Origin of the sequence: Herbidospora sakaeratensis (assembly GCF_001570525.1) — a bacterium.
GTDB classification, from domain to species: domain Bacteria; phylum Actinomycetota; class Actinomycetes; order Streptosporangiales; family Streptosporangiaceae; genus Herbidospora; species Herbidospora sakaeratensis.
The window spans coordinates 920,732-941,418 of sequence record NZ_BBXC01000008.1; the positions used below are offsets into that span (position 1 = coordinate 920,732).

Consider the following 20,687-nt stretch of genomic DNA (forward strand, 5'->3'; position numbering starts at 1 on the left):
AGCGGATCTACTCCGCGACCGGGATGATGCTGACCGCGCGGCGACCGCGCTTGCGGCCGAACTGCACGTGACCGGCCGACAGCGCGAACAGCGTGTCGTCGCCGCCACGGCCGACGTTGTCGCCGGGGTGGAAGTGCGTGCCACGCTGGCGGACGATGATCTCGCCGGCGTTCACGAGCTGGCCACCGAAGCGCTTGACACCGAGCCGCTGAGCGTTCGAGTCACGGCCGTTCCTGGTGGACGAGGCGCCCTTCTTGTGTGCCATGATTCACTACTTCCCGGAGTCGATGCCGGTGACCTTCACCTGGGTGTACCGCTGGCGGTGACCCTGGCGCTTCTTGTAACCGGTCTTGTTCTTGTACTTGAGGATGCGGATCTTGGGGCCCTTGACCTCGCCGAGAACCTCGGCGGTCACCGCAAAACGGGCCAGGGCGGCGGCGTCATGCGTGACATCGCCGTCGTTGACGACGAGGAGAGCCGGAAGCGTCAGCGAGGACCCAACCTCGCCCGCACCCGCGTCCACCTCGATGACGTCTCCGACGGAGACCTTCTGCTGCCTGCCGCCGCAACGAACGATCGCGTACACCGCGGAACCCTTCTTGTCTACTGGATGCTGCGCCCCGGCATCCGATCGCTAACAGATGAACCGGCGAACCAGGAGGGGCGCGCGAAGCCAAGCGCGCCACCAGGGCGCGCCGGTTCTCTAGGGTACCGGGTTCCGGTCCCGAGGTCGAACCGAGCGGCCCGCCGGTGGTGAACTAGTCGGCTGATCTTGACCGTCGGGACCGGCGCCGGGAGCGCGGCTGGTCGTCGACGGTGTCGGTCACCGAGTCGCGGGAGTCGTGGGCCGCCACGGCGTTGCCGCCGTTCTCGGCCTTCTCCAGCTTCTCGGCCACCGCCTTCTCGATCGCCATCTTGCCCTGCGTGCCGCGCGGCTCGGGCTTCCCGTCGACCGGCTCGGTCGAGATGATCACCCCGCGCCCGTGGCAGCAGTCGCACTGCGTCGAGAACGCCTCCAGCAGCCCCTGGCCGACCCGCTTGCGGGTCATCTGCACCAGACCCAGCGAGGTGACCTCGGCCACCTGGTGCTTGGTGCGGTCGCGCGCCAGGCATTCGAGCAGGCGGCGCAGCACCAGATCGCGGTTGCTCTCCAGCACCATGTCGATGAAGTCGATCACGATGATGCCGCCGACGTCGCGCAGCCGCAGCTGGCGGACGATCTCCTCGGCGGCCTCCAGGTTGTTCCTGGTGACCGTCTCCTCCAGGTTGCCGCCCTGGCCGGTGAACTTGCCCGTGTTGACGTCGACGACGGTCATCGCCTCGGTCCGGTCGATCACCAGCGAGCCGCCCGAAGGCAACCAGACCTTGCGCTCCATCGCCTTGGCGATCTGCTCGTCGACCCGGTAGGCGGCGAAGACGTCGACGTCCTCGTCCCACTTGGCGACGCGCTCGGCGAGGTGCGGGGCGACGTAGTCGACGTACTCCTCGACGGTCCGGGCGACCTCATCGCCCTGGACCACCAGGTTGCTGAAGTCTTCGTTGAAGACGTCGCGGACCACGCGGACCGTCATGTCGGGCTCGGCCGACAGCAGCTCCGGCGGGCTCGCCGACTTGGCCTTCTTCTGGATGCTCTCCCACTGCGCCGCCAGGCGGGCGACGTCACGGGCCAGCTCCTCCTCCGAGGCCCCCTCGGCGGCGGTGCGCACGATCACGCCCGCGTTCTCGGGCATGACCTTGCGCAGGATCTGCTTCAGGCGCGTGCGCTCCTTGTCGGGGAGCTTGCGCGAGATGCCGGTCATCGAGCCGTCGGGGACGTACACGAGATAACGGCCGGGAAGGCTGATCTGCGAGGTGAGCCGGGCGCCCTTGTGACCCATCGGGTCCTTGGTGACCTGCACCAGCACCGACTGGCCCGACTTCAGCGCGGCCTCGATCCGGCGCGGCTGGCCTTCGAGCCCGGCGGTGTCGAAGTTGACCTCACCGGCGTAGAGGACCGCGTTGCGGCCCTTGCCGACGTCGACGAACGCCGCCTCCATCGAGGGCAGCACGTTCTGGACCTTGCCCAGGTAGACGTTGCCGACATAGGACTGGCTCGCCTCACGGTCGACGTAGTGCTCGACCAGCACGCCGTCTTCGAGCACCGCGATCTGGGTGCGGCCGCCGTGGCGGCGCACGACCATGACGCGCTCGACCGACTCGCGGCGGGCCAGGAACTCCGACTCGGTGATGATCGGCGGGCGGCGGCGGCCCAGCTCGCGCCCCTCGCGGCGGCGCTGCTTCTTGGCCTCCAGGCGGGTGGACCCGCGGAAACCCTGCACCTCGTCGACCGACGACGTGGTGGTGGCGCGGCCGGCGCGCGGCGCCCGGATGCGCACAACGGTGTTGGGCGGGTCGTCGGTGACGACCGCGTCGTCCTCGCCGCCCCGGCGCCGCCGGCGGCGACGGCGGCGCGAACCGCCCTCGGAGCCGTCGCCCTCGTCGTCGGCGTCGTCTTCGGACTCCTCGGCGGCGGCCTGGGGCTCCTCCTCGGAGTCCTGGCCCTCGCCCTCTTCACGGCCACGCCCTCGGCCACGGCCGCCACGGCGGCGCCGGCGGCGGCGCGAACCGTCGCCCGACTCGTCGTCGCCGTCGTCGTCGGACTCCTCCTCGGCCTCCTCGGCGGCGACCGGCTCGGGCTCGGGCTGCGGCTGGACCGGCGGCTGGGGCGCGGGCTGCTGCGGCCGGGCGGGGACCGCGGCGGCGGCGTCGGGCGCCTGGAACAGCGGCTGGAAGACCGCGGCCGGACGCTGGAAGGTGTACTGCTGCGGCTGCTGCTCGGCGGCGTGGAAGCCGAACGGGTCGGCCAGCCGCGACGGCTTGGCGCCCTCGTCGAGGTCTTCGAGGTCTTCCCCGGCCGGCTCGTCGTCGAGCGGCTCCTCGGTGGGCAGCGTGAACATCATCGCGGCCGCGACCTGCGCTTCCGCCGCGTTGAGCGCGCTGGATCGTTCCGTGGCGCCCTCTTCGTCCCTCTTGCGGGTGCGGCGCCGTCTGGTCGGCTTCTCGTCCTCTTCGGAGACCGCCTCCGGCGTCTCCTCGATCTTCTTCCTGGTACGGCTCCGCCGCACGGGCGCGGCCGTCTCGGCGTCGGGCGCGACGTCACCCTGGGCCGCCTCGACGGCGGCGGTGACCTCGGGCGCGGCCGACGCCACGACGACCTCGGCGGCCTGCTCCTCGGGAACGACCGCTTCCTTGGCCGCGCGGCTGCGCGTCGTGCGCTTGCGGGCGGGGCGGCTCTCGCTCGCCTCGGCCTCGGCGGGCGCAGCGGCCTCGGCGGCGGGCGCGGCCTCGTCGTCGGCGGGCCGGGTGCGGCGCCGGGTGCGCTTGGGCTTCTCGGCGGGCTCAGCGGGCTCGGCGGCCTCGGGAGCCGCGGGGGCGGCCCCGGCGGAGTTCGCGGCGCCGTTGGACGCCGAGTTGCCGGAGGCGGCCGGGGACGCCGTGCCGGTCGTCGAATCGCCCGTGCCGAGGGCGTTCGCCACCGACGCCTGAATGGCGGGCGCCGGGGGGATCTCGTCGGGCTCCGGCGGCGGACCCGCCGGGCGGCTGGCCGCCCGTCTGCGGGCAGGCTTCGCCGTTGTCACCGAAGACGTGGTATCTGCAGTTGTCGTATCGCCGACAGTGGGCTCGTTGTCGAGCATGCGGGCGCTCTCCCGTCAGCCCCCGGGCGCGTTTCCGCGCCGCGCGGGGGCTCTTCTCGTCTCTCGTGGTCCGCCCGGCCACCTTCCGGGGCCATGACGGCAAGTCCTATTGGTCTCCACCAACCCGGTCGGCTTCGAGCGGGTCGGCGGGCTCACCGGTCGACGCGTCAAGGGGCCCCTGCGCCAGCCTGGTCACCGAAGGCGGTGACGGCGGCGCGAAGTCGGCCACGAGACGCAGACCCATGAGCACGTCGTCGGGTCGGACGGCCGGAGTTTCGTGCCGAACGACCATGCGAAGTATGACACACGACTGATTCGGCCCTCCCTCCCCGTGATCGTCCTGGTCAGCGGTCAGCGACACCAGCGATGCCACGGCCCCCCGGGCGTCGAAGTTCCGCATCCCCTTCTTGGTCAGGCGTTCGACCGCGACCTCTCCTGCGGTCATGAATTCCTTCACCGCGCCCTCGGCCGCCACCGGATCGGCTCCCGGCAGGCGCACCTCCCACAACGAGCCCTCCAGCCGGTCGGCCAGGCTCCCCGCACGCGCTTCGACCACGTCGAGCACGTCGAGACCCGGCGGCAGCGAGGCGTCGAGGGCGGCGCGCAACTCCTGCGGACGGCAGGGGCGGGTCACCGCGATCTCGAGGTATTCGGCCTCGCTGGCCACCCCGGTGGGGGCGGCTCCCGCGTAGGAGATCCTCGGGTGAGGGCTGAACCCCGCGCTGAAGGCCACCGGGATGTCAGCCCGCCGGACCGCCCTTTCGACGGCTCGGGAGATGTCGCGGTGACTCGTGAAGCGCAGCCGCCCTCGTTTCGCGTAGCGCACGCGCAGACGCTGCGCCACCGGCGCGGGCGGGGGCCCATCGGGTGCGGGTTTCAGAGGTCCGTGTTCCTTCCAGTCTCGTTTCGTGGGCCTGGGGGAAGCCGCTCCCCCGGGCCGTCTTCCTCAGGATACGACCGTGAGCGGGAGCAGCTTGCGGCCCGTGGGGCCGATCTGGATCTCCGTGCCCATGGTCGGGCAGACGCCGCAGTCGTAGCAGGGCGTCCAGCGGCAGTCTTCGACCTCGACGTCGTTGACGGCGTCCTGCCAGTCCTGCCAGAGCCACTCGCGGTCGAGGCCGGCGTCGAGGTGGTCCCACGGGAGCACCTCGTGCTCCTCGCGCTCCCGGACGGTGTACCAGTCGACGTCGACCGGCTCCCCGTCGAGCGCCTCGGCGGCGCAGGCCATCCACCGGTCGTACGAGAAGTGCTCGCTCCAGCCGTCGAACCGGCCGCCGTCTTCCCAGACCTTCTGGATGATCTTGCCGACGCGGCGGTCGCCCCGGGACAGCAGGCCCTCCACGATCGACGGTTTGCCGTCGTGGTAGCGCATGCCGATCGCCTTGCCGTACTGCTTGTCGTTGCGCAGGGTGTTGCGGAGTTCCCGCAGCCGCCGGTCGACCGTCTCGTGGTCGGCCTGCGCGGCCCACTGGAACGGGGTGTGCGGCTTGGGCACGAACCCGCCGATCGACACCGTGCAGCGGACGTCGCGCGAGCCGGTCGCCTCGCGGCCGGCCTGGATGACCTTCTTCGCCAGGTCGGCGATGCCGAGGACGTCGACGTCCTCCTCGGTCGGCAGCCCGCACATGAAGTAGAGCTTCACCTGCCGCCACCCCTGGCTGTAGGCCGTGGTGACGGTGCGGATCAGGTCTTCCTCGCTGACCATCTTGTTGATGACCTTGCGCATCCGCTCCGAGCCGCCTTCGGGGGCGAAGGTGAGCCCGGACCGGCGCCCGTTGCGGGAGAACTCGTTGGCCAGGTCGATGTTGAACGCGTCGACCCGGGTCGACGGCAGCGAGAGCGAGACGTTGCTGCCCTCGTAGCGGTCGGCCAGGCCCTTGGCGACCTCGCCGATCTCCGAGTGGTCGGCGCTCGACAACGACAGCAGGCCGACCTCGCTGAAGCCGGACTCCCTGATGCCGTTGTCGACCATCGCGCCGATCGTGGTGATCGACCGTTCGCGCACCGGGCGGGTGATCATGCCCGCCTGGCAGAACCGGCAGCCGCGGGTGCAGCCCCGGAAGATCTCCACGCTGAACCGCTCGTGGACCGTCTCGGCCAGCGGGACCAGCGGCTTCTTCGGGTAGGGCCACTCGTCGAGGTCCATCACGGTGTGCTTGAACACCCGCGAGGGCACCCCCGAACGGTTGGGCACGACCCGCTTGATCCGCCCGTCGGGCAGGTATTCGACGTCGTAGAACCGCGGGACGTAGACCCCGCCGGTCTCGGCCAGCCGCAGCAGCACGCCGTCGCGGCCGCCGGGCTCGCCCTCGGCCTTCCACTCGCGGATGACCTCGGAGATCGCGATGGCGATCTGCTCGCCGTCGCCGAGCACGGCGGCGTCGATGAAGTCGGCGATCGGCTCCGGGTTGAACGCCGCGTGGCCGCCGGCCAGCACGATCGGGTCGTCAGGACCCCGATCGGCCGCGCTGAGCGGGATGCCGGCCAGGTCGAGCGCGGTCAGCATGTTGGTGTAGCCGAGCTCCGTCGAGAACGAGAGGCCCAGCACGTCGAACGCGCGCACCGGCCGGTGGGCGTCGACGGTGAACTGCGGGACGCCCTCGGCCCGCATCAGCTTCTCGAGGTCGGGCCAGACCGCGTAGGTCCGCTCGGCCAGGGTCTCGGGCAGCTCGTTGAGGATCTCGTAGAGGATCTGGACGCCCTGGTTGGGCAGGCCGACCTCGTAGGCGTCGGGATACATCAACGCCCAGCGAACCGTGGCCTCGTCCCAGTCCTTGACCGTCGAGTTGAGCTCACCCCCGACGTACTGGATCGGCTTCTGCACCTTCGGCAGCAGGGCTTCCAGGCGGGGAAACAGCGACTCGACAGACATGTGACCCAGGGTATAGGAGCTAGAAGGCGCGCCAGGTCCGGTTGTCGCCCGCCCGGAGCGAGGCCAGCCGGAAGCGCAGCACGCCGAGGGCGTCGCGGTCGAGGTGGGCGTTGCGCAGCAGCGCCGTCAGGGTCTGGAGCTCCCGGGTGTCGCGGAGCACCGGATATCCGGCCCAGTTGCGGATGTCGTAGCCGTAGGCCTCGACGAACCCGTCGCGCTGCGCCTCGGTGAGACCGAACCTGACCCCGGCCATGGTCGGCGCCAGGTCGATCTCCCGTGGCCCGGCGCTCACCGAGTCCCAGTCGCACAGCAGGTGCCCCCCAGGTGTACGGAGCAGGTTTCCCCGGTGCGCGTCACCGTGAACGAGTCCGTACGGCAGGGAGAACTCCAGCCGCTCGTAGTAGGCGTCGGAGAGCGCCGAGCACCGTTCGGTCAGCCACTCGCGCTCTTCGGGATCGATCGCTCGGGCGTCCGCGATGGCCCGCCTGATGGTCCCGAACGGGTCGTAGGTCGGCAGGTCGAACGGCACCGGCGGCAGCGCGTGCAGCCGCCGGAGCAGCAGTCCGAGCGGGACCGGCCCGGGGGGCGGGCCGTCCTGCTCCTCGTAGTGCCAGAAGGTCACCAGGTAGCCGTCTACCGCGATGGGCTGACGGACCTCGGCGGGCCGGGTGGCGGGGAACCCCTGGGCGGCCAGCCATCGGGTGACCTTGATGGAGGTCACCAGGCGGTCGTACTTGCCGGGGGTGGTGGCGGTCGCCATGCGTACCACCAGGCCCTCTTCGGGCAGGTGGTAGACGACGCTCGCGAAGCTGCGCAGGAGCCGGGCTCCGGCGGAGTTCAGACCGGCCTCGCGGCAGGCCTCGATGAGCGCGGCCGGGATTCCGGCGACGAGGGGAACGGTCACGGGGAGAGCCTCCGCTGGTCGGATGCCGCCAGGGTGTGGGTGAGGCCGACGGAGCAGAACCCCTCGATCTGGCGGGCCATCCGGTCGGACACCAGCGACCGGCTGGCCGCGAGGGTGGCGCCGAGGCTGTCGATGCGGCGGTCGGGGGGCAGATCGAGCAGCGGGGCCACGGCCTGCTCGGCGCCCTCCTGGTCGTCCTCCATGACGTAGGCGATCGCCAGATGGGCGCGGGCCATGGCCTCGCACCCGTAGGAGCGGTTCTCCCGCTCGTCGGTGGAATACAGGGCGATCGACTCGGCCGCCTCCTGGATCGCCCGGGAGGCGTCGCCCAGATGGAGATGGGTGACGGCTGCGTAGTAGTGCTGTTTGGCGGGCCGGAAGGCGAACTCCCCGGCGATCTCGTCGTGGAGCTCGTCGCGGCCGCCCCGCGACCGCGCGTCCTCGGCCCGCAGCAGGGCCTCCCGCGCTTCTTCGGTACGGCCCAGCATCGCGGCCGACCGGGCCCGGAGCATGTAGAGCCGGGCCCCGCCCGACCCCGAGTTGAGATGGGTGAGGGCGTCTCCGGCGTACCGGAAACTGTCTTCGTAACGCCGGTCCCACAGGGCCACCGACGCCTGCATCCCGCGTGACCATCCCATCAGGGACGTATGCCCCGCGATGCGGCCGTAAGTCCACGCCGCGCGGGCGAGTGTGTCGGCGGGCAGCCGGCGGCCCATGTCCATGCTGGCGTTGGCCATCAGGCCGCACAGGGCGCCGGTGAGGAAGTAGAGGTCCTGCGCCTGCCCGGGGTGGATGCGGCGGTCGAGGGCCTTGCGGGTCTGCTCCTGCAGCACCCGCATCTCGACGAACAGCGGGAGGGGTGACTCCCAGACGTATCGCCGGCCCACCCAGACCACCTGCGTGCGTAAGCGTTCCAGCGCGCCCGCGCCGAGTTCGCTGTTCTCGACCTCTTCCGCGTGCTCGCTGGCCTCGCGCGCGGCGTCCTCGACCGGGTCGGCGGTGCCGGCCGCGGCGTGCGCCCGGCGGGCCTCCTCGGGCGTGTAGTCGCGGGCGAAGCCGAGCTGGACCGGCCCGGTCTCGAACAGCCGGCACAGCAGGTCGGTGTACTCGCGGTCGGGCCGCGCCCCGGCCTCCCATTCCCGCCAGGAACGTTCGGACAGGCCGCGCCGCTTGATGCCGGCCCGGTCGCACATGTCGTGGAACCGCTCGATCGCCTCTTCGACGGTCCAGCCGTTCGCCAGGCGCATGCACTTCAGGCGCGACGTCTGCGGGGAACCGGCGTGGATCTCCTCCGCGATCTGGTGGATGATCGCCGTGGAGGGCGGTTCCCCCAGTGCCGCGAGGGTGCGGTCGCGGATCGCCGACGCGAACTGGATCGCTGAACGGTCGGCGCCGCGGGCGGAGTAGGTCATGCTCTCTCCAGGTGGGGACGGTTCCACGCTAGCGTCGCGATCGTCACGAAACGGTCACCGCGCAGCCTGCGAGCCGCTCTCACGGCCCGTCCGGAAAGGGCCCACCTCACCGCCGCTCCGGACCTGGGCCATGAACAACTGCCCGCACAGACTGCCGGGTGTGTCGGCGAACCACACCATCGGCGGGTTGCCGGCCGCCGCGGCGGCCCACCGGCCGTTGCCGTAAACGATCCGGTAGTCGGGAAAAGCCTTGCGGAGCAGGTCCAACGCGCGCATTCGCTCACGCGCCTCGTCGTCCGGGGTCACGCTTCCTCCGTCTGCGGAGTCACCGCCTATTCAAGGTTCGTTCCCAGAGTGTTCGCCGAACGGTAGCGGCACCAGTGAGAGCCCGCCGCACCTTCATGCGGACCACTCTCAGGTACGCCGCCCGCTGTGAATGGCCTGGAGCATCCCCACGCTGATCATGTTGGCCAACGTGGCGGTGCCTCCGTAGGAGACGAACGGAAGAGGCAGTCCCGTGATCGGCATGATGCCGATCGTCATCCCGACGTTGATGAACGTCTGGAACGCGAACCAGCAGACGATCGCCGCCGCGACCAGCGCGCCGAACCGGTCGTCGCACTGCCGCGCGATCGTGATGCCCCGGACGAGCACCACGCCGAGCAGGGCGACCACGGTCATCGCGCCGAGGAAGCCGAACTCCTCGCCGGCGACGGTGAAGATGAAGTCGGTGTGCTGCTCGGGCACGAACCGGCCGGTGGTCTGCCCGCCCTCGAACAGCCCCTTGCCGTAGATCTCTCCCGAGCCGATCGCGATCAGCGACTGGGTGGCGTTGTAGCCGAAGCCGCGCGGGTCGCTGGCCGGGTTCATGAACGCGGTGAACCGGGCCACCTGGTAGGGCTGCAGCAGCCCCAGGAACCACACCATCAGCGCCGCCGCCACGGCGATGACCAGCACCAGGGCGATCCACCGCTTGCGGATGCCCGAGAAGACCAGCACGCTCGCGGTGATCACGGCCAGCACCATCGTGGTGCCGAGGTCGGGCTGGAGCATGACCAGCCCCATCGTCAGCCCCGCCGCCGCCAGGGCCAGCCCCACGTCGAGCGGCCGGGGCCGGTCGGTGCCCTCGGCGGGCTCCGACAACAACATCGCCAGCAGCAGGATCAGCGCCGGTTTGGCCAGCTCGGAGGGCTGGAGTCCGAAGCCGCCGCCGAGCATGATCCACGAGTGGGAGCCGTTGACGGTCGACCCGACCGGCGTGATCACCAGCGCCAGCAGAGCGAGGCCGGCCGCGTAGGCCACCGGGGCGTAGGCCCGCAGCCGCCGGTGGTCGACCATCGAGACCAGGCCGCACAGGACCGCGCCGACGCACAGGATGAGCAGGTGTTTCTTGAGCATGCCGGTCGGCTCGATCGCCGTCCAGGTGCGGGTGGACGACCACACCAGCAGGGTGCTGATCGTGCACAACGCGGCCACGGCGACGAACAGCACGCCGTCCATGCGCCAGACGGCGGCGTCGGTCCCGATGGCCCGGCTGGCCAGCGACCGCTTGCGGATCCGGGTGATCGGCGTGGACATCAGCGCTTCACCGTCCCGTCGGGGCCGATGACCGGCAGGCGCTCGGCCGGGCGGCCCGCGGGCAGGGCGGCCGGCTGCTTGTTCAGGCCGTAGATGCCCTCGTAGATCTGCCGCACGGCCGGGGCGGCGGCCGAACCGCCCATGCCGCCCTGCGAGACCATGACGACGACCACGAAGCGCGGGTTCTTGGTGGGCGCGAACGAGGCGAACCAGGAGGTGTCCTGCTTGCCGTAGACCTCGGCCGTACCGGTCTTGCCGCCGATGCGGACCACGTCCATCGGGAAGCCGCCGAAGGCGCCCGCGGCCGTACCGTCGGAGGCGACCTCGCTGAGGGCGCCCCTGATGTAGTCGCGCGTCTTCTTGTCGATCGGCAGCTTGCCGATCACCGGCGAGTCGATCATCTTGGACGAGCTGCCGTCGGGCCGCATCAGCGCCCAGCCGATGCGCGGGCTGCGCAGCTTGCCGTCGCCGACCAGCGCCGCGTAGGCGTTGGCCAGCTGCAGCGGCGTGACCAGCACGTCGCCCTGGCCGATCGAGAAGTTGGCGGCGTCACCGGGACGCCACTGGAAGCCCTCCAGGCAGTTCTCGTAGGCCAGCTGCTTGAGGAAGGCGGCGCGGGAGGCGTCCTTCACCTCGGGGTAGCCGGTCTTGGCCCGGTTGCAGTTGGTCTTGCGGGTGGCCGCCCACAACTCCTTCTTCCAGAAGCGGTCGGGGATCCGGCCCGGCGACTCGCCGACCAGGTCGACGCCGGTCAGCTTGCCGAAGCCGTAGGCGCGGGCCATCGCGGCCATCGGGTCTTTGGCGGTCGCCTTGGGCTGCATGCCGCCGTCGCGCTGCCACATCTCGTAGGCCGCGCGGTAGAAGATCGTGTCGCACGACTTCACCAGCGCGGTGTGCAGGTTCATCGGCCCGAGGCCGATGCCCCGGAAGTTGTTGAACGCCCGCGCGCCGACCATGTAGGAGCCGGGGCAGTCGTAGGTGCCGTTGAGCGGGTAGCCGTCGGCGACCATCGCCGACACCGAGCTGACCTTGAACGTCGAACCGGGCGCGAAGGTGCCCTTGATCGCCCGGGAGACCAGCGGCTTGCCGGCCTTCTCCGACAGCAGCGTCTGGTATTCCTTCTCGGAGATGCCGCCCGTCCAGACCCGGGGGTCGTAGGTCGGCACGCTGCCCATCGCGATCACCCGGCTGTTGCGCGCGTCGAGCACGACCCCGGCGGCGCCGTCGGCCTGGGGCGCCTTCTTCATCGCGTCGGCCAGCGCCTTCTCGACGATCGACTGGACGCGGGCGTCGATGCTGGTGATCAGGGTGTCGCCGGCCACGGGCGCGACCTGCTGCTCGACGCCGATCGCCTTGCCCATGCGGTCGACCTGGACCCGGCGCAGACCGGGGGTGCCGCGCAACTGGTGGTCATAGACGGCCTCGAGACCGTCGCGCCCCACCAGGTCGACGCCCGAGAAGCTGGTCTTGAGGCCCTGCCGCTTCTCCAGCTCCTCCTGGGTCACCGGCTGCAGGTAGCCGAGCACCTGGGACGCGTCGGACCCGCCCGGGAAGTCGCGATGGGCCTGGACCTCGGCGGTCACCCCGGGAAACTCTTCCTGGCGCTCCAGGATGGTCAGCGCCTCGCGCTGGGTGACCCGGTCGTCGACCGGGATCGGCTGGTAGGGCGACCCGGTCCAGCACGGACGGCTGACGCCCGGCCCGCACGACCGCAGCCGCTCCCGCAGCTTGTAGACCGGGGTGGCGAGCACGGCCGAGAGCTTCTCCAGCACCTCCTGGCCACCGCGCGGCATGCGTTCGAGCTGGGTGCGGTCGACCGACACCACGAGCCGGGTCAGGTTCCGCACCAGCGGACGCCCGGTCGAGTCGAGGATCTGGCCCCGCAACGCCGGCACCATGACCGCGCGGGTGCGCGTCTCGGTCGCCTTCGCCACGTACTGCTGCCCGCGTACGACCTGCACCTGGTAGAGGCGCACGCCGAGGACCACGAGCAGCGCCAGCACCGTCAGGTGGAGGACCACGAAACGGGTCCGCATCCGGGTCATGTCCGCCTCCAACCCGGCACCGCGGCCGCCGTCGCCTTCTCGGGCCGGGGCCCGTACATCTTCAGCGCCGCCCACACCACGACCGGCGCGGCCAGCAGGTTGACCAGCGCCGCCATGGGCCACACCGCCTCGAACGTGCGTAGATCGATTCCCGGATCACCCAGCAGACCGCTCACCGCCAGCGCGAGCGCCGGCGCCCCCGCCGCGCAGGCCGCGACGGTGAGCAGCGGCCACCGTTCGCCCCAGCGCCCGGCCGCGAAGCCGACCAGGCACAGGACCAGCGCGTGCTGGCCCAGGGCGTGGTCGGCGGGCGGCAGCAGATCGGCGCCCAGGCCGGAGAAGAAGCCGATGGTCGCCCCGGCGACCGGCCCCCGGATCGCGCCCAGCGCGATCACCACGAGCAGCACGAAGTCGGGCACGACCGACACCGGCAGCCGGTTGACCACGGTCACCTGCAGCACGAGGGCGGTGAGCACGAGCAGCGTGGTGAGCAGGATCCGGGGCATTCAGATCACGCCGCCTCGTCGTCCGGTATGGACGTCTCGCCCTCGCGCCCGCGGACGGGCTCGGCGGGGCCGCGGTTCTCCCGGTCGGTCGTCCGCGCGTTGCCCGGAGCGGTGTTCTCAGGAGCGGTGTCCTCCGGGCTCACGTTCTCCGGAGAGGTGTTCTCAGGTCGGGAGTCGGGCCGCGTGTTCCGCGGCGCGGGGTTCCCCGGACCGGTCTCCGGATTCGTGACGCCGGGCCGCGCGATCTGCGGCTGCGCCTGCTGACCTGGCAGCGCCGTGGTCGCGGGCTTCGGCTTGGGCTTCGGCTTGGCCGCGGGTTTGGGCGCCTGCGGAAGCAGCGCGTCGCGCGGATCGCGCTTCGGCCCCTCGACCACCACCCCGACGACGTCGATCGAGCTCAGGTCGGCGAACGGCTTCGCGTAGGCGGTGCGGGTGAGCTCACCCGGCGTCGCCTCAACCTTCTCGATCACGCCGATCGGCACCCCCGCCACATAGGGCACGCCCTGCTGCGAGCCGAAGCTGACCAGACGGGTCCCGGCCGCGATCGGCAGGGTCGAGTCGAGCAGCCGGAACATGATCCGGCGGCCCGAGTTGCCGTTGGCGCCCAGGCCGCTGATGACCCCGAGCTCGCCGCTGTTCTCGATCCGGGCCCCGGTGGACGAGGCCGGGTCGCACAGCAGCACGACCGTCGCGGTCGACGCGGTCGCCCGGACCACCCGCCCGACGAGACCCTGCCCGTTGAGCACGGTCATGTCGGGCTTGATGCCGTCGGCGGTGCCGGCGTCGATCTCCACGGCGTCCTCGAAACCGGGCGAGGCCCGGCGCGCCACGACCTGCGCCGGCACGACCTTGTAACCGCCGAGGCCGGACAGGCCGAGCATGGCCTGCAGCTCGGCCGACCGGCGCTTGTCGATCCGCTGAGAGGACAGTTCGCCCTCCAGCTTGGAGTTCTGCGCCTTCAGATTGGTGATCTGCTCCCGCGACCCCTGCGCGCCGGCGAGTGCGCCGACGAAGCCGCCGATCGGCTCGGTGACCGTGGAGACCCCACGCTCGACCGCGCCGAACGCCGAGGTGACGATCGTGCGCAGAGGCCCGAACACGGGCGTGTTCTCGCTCCGGTGGTCCACCGTGATCAGGACCAGGGCCACGGCCAGCAGCAGGCCGAGGAACAGACGGGAGCGGCGGCTGTCTTTCATCGTTCTCAGTTCCTCGCCTCGGGCACGAGCACCTGCTGCAGGGCGTCGAAGTCCTCCACGCACCGGCCGGAGCCGAGCGCGACCGAGTCGAGCGCGTTGTCTACCAGGTGGACGGGCATGCCGGTTTCCTCACGCAGCAGGGCGTCCATGCCCTTGAGCAGGCCGCCGCCGCCGGTCAGGGCGAGGCCGCGGTCCATGAGGTCGCCGGACAGTTCGGGCGGGCACTTGTCGAGGGTCGACTTCACCGCGTCGACGATGGAGCTGACCTGCTCGGCGATCGCCTCGCGGATCTCCCTCGCCGACACGACCACGGTCTTCGGCAGGCCGCTGACCAGGTCACGGCCGCGGATCTCGGCCTGTGGCTCCTCGGCCGACGCGCACGCCGAACCGATGGCGATCTTCACTTCCTCGGCGGTGCGCTCGCCCAGCATGAGCGAGTGCTCCTTCTTGGCGTACGTGATGATCGCCTGGTCGAGCTCGTCGCCGCCGACCCTGATCGACTGGCTGGTGACGATGCCGCCCATCGAGATGATCGCCACCTCGGTGGTGCCGCCGCCGATGTCGACGACCATGTTGCCGGTCGGCTCGTGGACGGGCAGGCCCGCCCCGATGGCCGCCGCCATGGGTTCCTCGACGATGTAGACGCGCCGGGCGCCGGCCTGGTAGCCGGCCTCCTTGACGGCGCGCTGCTCGACGCCGGTGATGCCGCTCGGCACCGCGACGATGATGCGTGGCTTGGCGAAGTGCCGCCGTTTGTGCACGCGCTGGATGAAGTATCGGAGCATGCGCTCCGTCACGTCGAAGTCGGCGATGACGCCGTCTTTGAGTGGTCGCACCGCGACGATGTTGCCTGGCGTACGGCCGATCATCCGTTTCGCCTCGATGCCGACCGCGACAATGCGGCCGGTCGAGGTGTTGATCGCCACGACGGACGGCTCGTTGAGCACGATGCCGCGCCCCCGCACGTAGACCAGGGTGTTGGCGGTGCCGAGATCGACCGCCATGTCGCGGCCCAGGAAAGCAAAGTGGCTGCCCATAGGGAAGGAGGCCTTCCTTCAGGTGGTTAGCGGGAGTAACGCATCGCACTCGAATCGTAACGGGTCGTACCCAACGCCGAGCACACCGACCCCACCCCAATTACATAAATCCGCTGGTCACGGGCTTTCAGGCGGCGAAAACGCAAGAAAGCCCCGGCGTGGCCGGGGCTTTCAGGAGGGTTCCTCAGAACCGGTCGGGGAAGAAAATCTTGATCTCCCGCGCGGCGGACTCGGGAGAGTCGGAGCCGTGGACGACGTTCTCGCCGATCTCCAGGGCGTGGTCGCCGCGGATGGTGCCGGGGGCCGACTTCACCGGGTCGGTGAGCCCGGCCAGGCCGCGGAAGGCCTCGATGGCGCGCGGGCCCTCGACGACCAGGGCGACCAGCGGGGCGGAGGTGATGAAGTCGACCAGCTCGCCGAAGAACGGCCGCTCGGAGTGCTCCGCGTAGTGGGTCTTCGCGGTGTCGGCGTCGAGCTGACGCAGCTCCATGGCCGCGATGGTCAGGCCCTTGCGCTCGATGCGGGCGATGACGTCGCCGATGAGGCCGCGGCGGACACCGTCCGGCTTGATGAGGACGAGCGTGCGCTCGGACACGGGATCACTCCTTTGTGAAGGCTTCGTGGGAATCCGAGGGAAGCTTACCGGTCGGATTCGTCACCCTCGGCAATCACTTCGGGCGACGGCGTCGGCGCGGGCACGACCACCTTGGGCTCCCCGGCGGCGGCCACCCGGGTGCCCCGGCGGGCCGACAACGCCGACAACCCGAGCACGAGCACCACGCCGAACCCGCCGACCAGCGCCCACACGTGGAGGGCCTCGACGAACCCGTCGACCATGCCCTGGTAGGTCGCCATGCCCGACGGCGCGGCCGAACGCAACCAGGTCACCTGGATGCCGGTGCCGAGCAGGAATCCGGCCAGCATGGCCGGGAAGAGCAGGGTGAGCCCGAACAGGGCCGCCACGGGCCCGGCCAGCCGCAGCGCGCTCACCAGCGCCACCGCCGCACCGGCGGCGACCAGGGTGAACGGCACCGCGAGCAGCAGCCCGTCGACGGTCGGCACCAGCAGCCGGATCGCGCACAGGCCCACGACCAGCACGACCAGCCCGGCCCCCACCAGCTTGGCGCTCTTCTCCTCGGCCGCCCGCCCGGCCACCGCGGCGGCCCCGAGGGAGCCGATCACCGCGACCACGAGCGGCCAGGCCATCGCGTCGAGCCCCGGACCGCCGAGCCACGGCATCTCGACATAGGTCACCTGGGCGGCCGTCGGCAACACGACCAGCCCGACGGCCACGCACGTGAAGCCGAGGGTGCGCGCCCCCGGCGTGGCGGCGGAGACGGCCAGCCCGAGCATCGCCACGAGCGCCAGACCGGCCACCGCGACCACCAGGCCCGAGGGCCAGTCGTAGGTGGTGCCGACCGCGAGCACCGCGATGCCCGCCGAGGGGACCGCCGCCATCAGCAGCCGGGACCGTTCCGCCGAACCGGGCGGCGTGGAGATCAGCAGCCGGTCGGTCGCCGCGGCCGTGGTCTCCCAGGCCAGCCGCCACAACACCAGATAGACGGCCGCCAGGGTGAGCGCCACCCCCGTCAGCAGCGGGAACGGCTGCAGCGTGACGGCCCACGACCGCACGTTGTCGATCGGCCACAACGCCAGCGCCTGAGCGGTGACCAGCGAGACCGCCAGCATCCCGGCCCACAGGGCCAGCAGCCCGCGCCGGGCCCGCCGCTCCCCGGCCGCGACCAGCGTCGCCGGGATCAGCAGCCCGGCCCCGACGCCGTGGACCACCCGCAGCAGGCCCACCAGCATGGGCCCGTCGGCGTAGCCCCCGCCCGCGTCGGCGGCGGCCAGCATCGCCAGCCCCAGGACCAGCACGGGAGCCGCCTTGAACCGCCGCACCGCGACCGCCGCCAGCGGCACCGTCAGGAGCATCACCGGCAGCGCCAGGCCGTGGGCCCGCATCATGTCGATCTGGGAGACGCCGGGCGGCAGCAGCGCCGCCACCTGCGAGATCGTGTTGGGGATCGACACGATCGCCAGCGGCAGGGCCACGGCGATCAGCAGGCCGACGACGGCGTCGGTCACGATCGGCCGCCGGGCCAGACGCACCGCGTCTACGGCGAGCGCCCGGACCCGCTGGGGCACGGCTGGCTGAAATGGGGGGACGGCCATGGCGACCGACTTTAGCGCTTCGTCGCCCCTTCGACACGGCGAGCGACGAGAATCGCGGTCACCCACAGCGCCCCGAAGATCACCCCGAGGAAGAACATGGTCGACACCATGAATCCCGAGGCGATCGCGAGCACCTGGACGGCGCTGCCCAGGACGTACCCGATCTGCTTCTTGAGCAGCCCGGCGGCGACGACGCACAGGACGGCGAGCCCGCAGCCCACCCCGACGGCGATCGGCGGATCGACCTTGCCGACCATGATCGCCACAGGGGTCATCAGCGCGACGACGATCGCCTCCATGCCGAGCACCGAGGCACCCAGCCGCCGCATTCCCGGCGTAACTTCGAAGTTCATCATCCGGCCTTCAACAGGATTCGGGCGTCACCGGCGGTCACCACCGAGCCGGTGATGAGCACCCCCGAACCATACTCGTCGCCCTCGTCGGCCAGCCCGACGGCCACGTCGATGGCGTCGTCGAGCCGGGCCGACTCGTGCACCCGGTCGGGCCCGAACACGCCCCTGGCCCGATCGGCCAGGTCGTCGACCTCCATGGAGCGCGGCGAGGAGTTGCGGGTGACCACGACCTCCTCGACGACGGGCTCCAGCAGCTCCAGCATCGTCTCGACGTCCTTGTCGGCCATGACGGCCAGCACCGCGATCAACCGGGTGAAGCCGAACGACTCCCCGATCGCGTCGACGGTCGCCTCCATGCCCCCGGGGTTGTGGGAGGCGTCGACCAGCACCGTCGGCCCGCGCCGCACGACCTCGAGCCGCCCCGGGCTGGTCACCTGCGCGAACGCCTGCCTGACCAGCTCCTCGCCGAGCGGCTCGGCCGCCGTGGAGAGCGCCTCGACGGCCGCCAGCGCGGTCGCCGCGTTGCCGGCCTGGTGGCCGCCGTAGAGCTTCAGCAGCACCTCTTCGTAGGTGGCGTTCAACCCGCGCAGATGCAGCAGTTGACCACCCATCGCCAGCTCGCGCCCGAGCACCCCGAACTCGATGCCCTCACGCGCAACGGTGGCCCCGACCTCGACGGCTCGCCGCACGATCACCTCGGCCGCCGGCAGCTGCTGCTGCGCGAGGATCACGGTCGAACCGGGCTTGATGATGCCGGCCTTCTCCCCGGCGATCGTCTCGACGTCGGGCCCGAGGTATTCGGTGTGGTCGAGCGAGACCGGCGTGATCACCGCGACGAGACCGTCGGCGACGTTGGTGGCGTCCCAGGTGCCGCCCATGCCGGTCTCGACGACCGCGACGTCGACCGGCGCGTCGGCGAAGGCCGCGAACGCCATCGCGGTGAGCACCTCGAAGAAGCTCAGCCGCCCGAACTTCTCGTCGACGATGCCGAAGTAGGGCTCCAGTTCCTCGTAGACCTCGACGAACCGCTCCTCGGAGATCGGCTCGCCGTCGATCGAGATCCGGTCGCGCATGCTGGCGAACTCGGGCGAGGTGTACCGCCCCACCCGCAGGTTCCGCTCCCTGAGCAGCGCCTCCACCATCCGCGCCGTGCTCGACTTCCCGTTGGTGCCGGCGATGTGGATGATCGGGTAGGCCGCCTGCGGATTCCCCAGCAGATCGACGAGCCCAGCCATCCGGTCGAGGGTCGGATCGATGTCCCATTCGACACCGCGGGCACGGATCGCGGCCTCAACTGCGTGGATCGTCACCCGCCCAGCTTAGGCCCGTTCAATAAGCTGTCGGGAATGAGCTCCGACGAGGCCTTCTTCGCAGAATGGACCGCCCGCGCCCCCGGTTCGCGCCGGGACCTGACCCGCGCCCGCCGTCTCGCCGAGGCCGTGGGCGCGGTGGCCGCCGTACCGGTGCTGACCGTCGTCGGCAGCAAGGGCAAGGGCACCACGGCGACCTACGCGTCGGCCCACCTGGCCTCGACCGGCGCCCGCGTGGTCACGGTGACCAGCCCCGGGCTCCGCGGCAACCGCGACCGCATCCGCGTCGACGGCGTCTCGATCACCGATGAGGAGCTGGCCGCCCTGGGCGCCCGCCTGGCCTCCGTGGCTCTGCCGCCCTCCGACGGATACCTCTCCCCCGCGGGCCTGTTCACCCTCGCGGGGGCCCTGCACGCCCACGACGTGGCGGCCGACTACCTCGTGCTGGAGGCCGGGATGGGCGGCGCTTCTGACGAGGTGTCGCTGTTCCCCGCCGAGGTGGTGGCCGTCACCGAGATCTTCGCCGAACACGTCGGCATCCTCGGGGACACCGTGGCCGAGATCGCCAGAGAGAAGGCCGGCGTCATCACCCCGGACACCAAATGGGCCGTGACCCTCCCACAAACCCCGGAGGTCCGCACCGAACTGCGAGCACGGGCCGGAGACCGCCTCCACGAGATCACCCCCGAGGCGACGCCCTGGACCAGAAACACCCTCCTGGGCCGATCGGCCGCCGTCCACCTCACAGGCAAAGAGCCAACCACCGTTTCGGTACGCCTCCCGGCCCGCTTCTCCCACCACGACATCGGAACAACACACCTGACCATCGACTCCCCGATCACCGGCGCCGGCGTGACGATGTCGGTGGACCGGGCCCTGACCGAATGGGGACACCTCGACCGCGTCCTGCTGTGCCTCCCGGACCACAAGGACCTGGAGGGGGCCATCGAGGCCCTCAAGGGCCTGCCGGTGACCTTCGTGCGCCTGCCGGAGACCCACCTGAACTTCACCCGGCCCCTGCCTGCCGACTGGGATGTGACCACCATCGCCCAGGTGGACGCCCGCTACATCGAGGCCCTGGGAGAGAAGGTGCTGGCCCTAGGCACCGTCTATTTCACCGGCCACCTGCTCGACAACCTCGACATCCCCACCGACCGCCTGTTCTGACGCTCCGGCCCCGGCAGGCCAGGGCCCAGCATGGCCCCAGAAACAACGAAAGCCCGGCTGCATGGCCGGGCAGAAAACACCCGCGCGAAACCCGACACCAGCACCGATGCGGGCCGCGAATAACTCGTGAAACGCCGAAGGCCACCCGCTCGCCAGGAATGCCTAACAAGTCTCCGCAGGTGATGCGGACCTGCCCGGAAACGACCAAAGCCCAGCCGCGCGGCTGGGCCAGAACAACACCCGCAAACGGCGAAAGCCACCCCCCGGCTGACGCCAGGCCGACACCCGATGGCGTGCAGGCAGCTTGCACGCGCCCTGGAAACGACGAGAGCCCAGCCAAACGGCTGGGCTCACCCCATGAAACGCCTTCGGTAGAGAAACGACGAAAGCCCGGCCGCAAGGGCCGGGCAGAGAAAGACACCCCCGCACAAACTACCCCAGGGCAGGTTTGCGAATAACGT

The 20,687-nt window shown here is 71.0% G+C and carries 18 protein-coding genes; 1 reads left to right on the top strand and 17 read right to left on the bottom strand.

Annotated features, from left to right (window positions below; all coding sequences use genetic code 11):
• Window positions 1-7: 7 nt before the first annotated feature.
• The 17 genes from rpmA to AW271_RS10025 all read right to left on the bottom strand — a co-directional run bounded on the left by rpmA (window position 8) and on the right by AW271_RS10025 (window position 19,059).
• A complete protein-coding gene (gene rpmA, locus AW271_RS09945) occupies window positions 8-265 on the bottom strand; it encodes a 50S ribosomal protein L27 (RefSeq protein ID WP_030454820.1) in 258 nt (85 codons plus the stop codon).
• A gap of 6 nt (window positions 266-271) precedes the next feature.
• Window positions 272-586, bottom strand: a complete 315-nt coding sequence (gene rplU / locus AW271_RS09950; protein ID WP_030454821.1) for a 50S ribosomal protein L21 — start codon at window positions 584-586, stop codon at window positions 272-274.
• 172 nt (window positions 587-758) lie between these two features.
• On the bottom strand, window positions 759-3,674 hold the full coding sequence (locus tag AW271_RS09955) for an Rne/Rng family ribonuclease (RefSeq protein WP_062335175.1): 2,916 nt from the start codon (window positions 3,672-3,674) through the stop codon (window positions 759-761).
• 106 nt (window positions 3,675-3,780) lie between these two features.
• Window positions 3,781-4,500 (bottom strand): TIGR03936 family radical SAM-associated protein, encoded by a 720-nt coding sequence (locus tag AW271_RS09960; protein ID WP_245653005.1) that lies wholly within the window; start codon window positions 4,498-4,500, stop codon window positions 3,781-3,783.
• Window positions 4,501-4,620: 120 nt separating this feature from the next.
• A complete protein-coding gene (locus AW271_RS09965) occupies window positions 4,621-6,546 on the bottom strand; it encodes a TIGR03960 family B12-binding radical SAM protein (RefSeq protein WP_062335180.1) in 1,926 nt (641 codons plus the stop codon).
• Between the two features lie 19 nt (window positions 6,547-6,565).
• Window positions 6,566-7,450 (bottom strand): phosphotransferase family protein, encoded by an 885-nt coding sequence (locus AW271_RS40625; RefSeq protein ID WP_062335182.1) that lies wholly within the window; start codon window positions 7,448-7,450, stop codon window positions 6,566-6,568.
• Complete coding sequence (locus AW271_RS40630) at window positions 7,447-8,862, bottom strand: NsdA family TPR-like regulatory protein (RefSeq protein WP_062335184.1); 1,416 nt, start codon at window positions 8,860-8,862, stop codon at window positions 7,447-7,449. Before AW271_RS40630 ends, AW271_RS40625 begins: the two co-directional genes overlap by 4 nt.
• 54 nt (window positions 8,863-8,916) lie before the next feature.
• Entirely contained in the window at window positions 8,917-9,168 is a 252-nt protein-coding gene (locus AW271_RS09980; RefSeq protein ID WP_062335186.1) for a hypothetical protein, read from the bottom strand.
• 108 nt (window positions 9,169-9,276) lie between these two features.
• Window positions 9,277-10,440 carry a rod shape-determining protein RodA gene (gene rodA / locus AW271_RS09985; RefSeq protein ID WP_062335189.1) on the bottom strand — a complete coding sequence of 388 codons (1,164 nt, stop codon included), beginning with the start codon at window positions 10,438-10,440 and terminating at the stop codon, window positions 9,277-9,279.
• A complete protein-coding gene (gene mrdA / locus AW271_RS09990; protein ID WP_062335310.1) occupies window positions 10,440-12,485 on the bottom strand; it encodes a penicillin-binding protein 2 in 2,046 nt (681 codons plus the stop codon). The genes rodA and mrdA overlap by 1 nt, the downstream gene beginning before the upstream one ends.
• Entirely contained in the window at window positions 12,482-12,991 is a 510-nt protein-coding gene (gene mreD / locus AW271_RS09995; RefSeq protein ID WP_062335191.1) for a rod shape-determining protein MreD, read from the bottom strand. The genes mrdA and mreD overlap by 4 nt, the downstream gene beginning before the upstream one ends.
• A 5-nt stretch (window positions 12,992-12,996) precedes the next feature.
• Window positions 12,997-14,187: a rod shape-determining protein MreC gene (gene mreC / locus AW271_RS10000; RefSeq protein WP_063817926.1), complete on the bottom strand. Its 1,191-nt coding sequence runs from the start codon at window positions 14,185-14,187 to the stop codon at window positions 12,997-12,999.
• A gap of 5 nt (window positions 14,188-14,192) precedes the next feature.
• Window positions 14,193-15,224: a rod shape-determining protein gene (locus AW271_RS10005; RefSeq protein ID WP_030454832.1), complete on the bottom strand. Its 1,032-nt coding sequence runs from the start codon at window positions 15,222-15,224 to the stop codon at window positions 14,193-14,195.
• 184 nt (window positions 15,225-15,408) lie between these two features.
• The gene (ndk, locus tag AW271_RS10010; RefSeq protein ID WP_062335193.1) at window positions 15,409-15,819 is read right to left on the bottom strand and encodes a nucleoside-diphosphate kinase; all 411 of its coding nucleotides are present in this window, start codon (window positions 15,817-15,819) and stop codon (window positions 15,409-15,411) included.
• A 44-nt stretch (window positions 15,820-15,863) separates the two neighbouring features.
• Window positions 15,864-17,369: a hypothetical protein gene (locus AW271_RS10015; protein ID WP_062335198.1), complete on the bottom strand. Its 1,506-nt coding sequence runs from the start codon at window positions 17,367-17,369 to the stop codon at window positions 15,864-15,866.
• A 38-nt stretch (window positions 17,370-17,407) separates the two neighbouring features.
• Entirely contained in the window at window positions 17,408-17,749 is a 342-nt protein-coding gene (locus tag AW271_RS10020) for a DUF4233 domain-containing protein (RefSeq protein WP_245653006.1), read from the bottom strand.
• Entirely contained in the window at window positions 17,749-19,059 is a 1,311-nt protein-coding gene (locus AW271_RS10025) for a bifunctional folylpolyglutamate synthase/dihydrofolate synthase (RefSeq protein WP_062335203.1), read from the bottom strand. The genes AW271_RS10020 and AW271_RS10025 overlap by 1 nt, the downstream gene beginning before the upstream one ends.
• Window positions 19,060-19,095: 36 nt before the next feature.
• Here AW271_RS10025 and AW271_RS10030 point away from each other — a divergent pair, with 36 nt between their 5' ends.
• Window positions 19,096-20,226, top strand: coding sequence for a folylpolyglutamate synthase family protein (locus AW271_RS10030; protein ID WP_062335205.1), 1,131 nt, complete (start codon window positions 19,096-19,098; stop codon window positions 20,224-20,226).
• Window positions 20,227-20,687 lie beyond the last annotated feature (461 nt).

Coding starts and splice junctions, on each gene's coding strand:
- rodA (WP_062335189.1), bottom strand. CDS start 10,440: ATGTCCACGCCGATCACCCGGATCCGCAAGCGGTCGCTGGCCAGCCGG.
- mreD (WP_062335191.1), bottom strand. CDS start 12,991: ATGCCCCGGATCCTGCTCACCACGCTGCTCGTGCTCACCGCCCTCGTG.
- rpmA (WP_030454820.1), bottom strand. CDS start 265: ATGGCACACAAGAAGGGCGCCTCGTCCACCAGGAACGGCCGTGACTCG.
- AW271_RS09955 (WP_062335175.1), bottom strand. CDS start 3,674: ATGCTCGACAACGAGCCCACTGTCGGCGATACGACAACTGCAGATACC.
- AW271_RS10030 (WP_062335205.1), top strand. CDS start 19,096: ATGAGCTCCGACGAGGCCTTCTTCGCAGAATGGACCGCCCGCGCCCCC.
- mreC (WP_063817926.1), bottom strand. CDS start 14,187: ATGAAAGACAGCCGCCGCTCCCGTCTGTTCCTCGGCCTGCTGCTGGCC.
- AW271_RS09965 (WP_062335180.1), bottom strand. CDS start 6,546: ATGTCTGTCGAGTCGCTGTTTCCCCGCCTGGAAGCCCTGCTGCCGAAG.
- AW271_RS40630 (WP_062335184.1), bottom strand. CDS start 8,862: ATGACCTACTCCGCCCGCGGCGCCGACCGTTCAGCGATCCAGTTCGCG.
- AW271_RS10005 (WP_030454832.1), bottom strand. CDS start 15,224: ATGGGCAGCCACTTTGCTTTCCTGGGCCGCGACATGGCGGTCGATCTC.
- AW271_RS10020 (WP_245653006.1), bottom strand. CDS start 17,749: ATGAACTTCGAAGTTACGCCGGGAATGCGGCGGCTGGGTGCCTCGGTG.
- mrdA (WP_062335310.1), bottom strand. CDS start 12,485: ATGACCCGGATGCGGACCCGTTTCGTGGTCCTCCACCTGACGGTGCTG.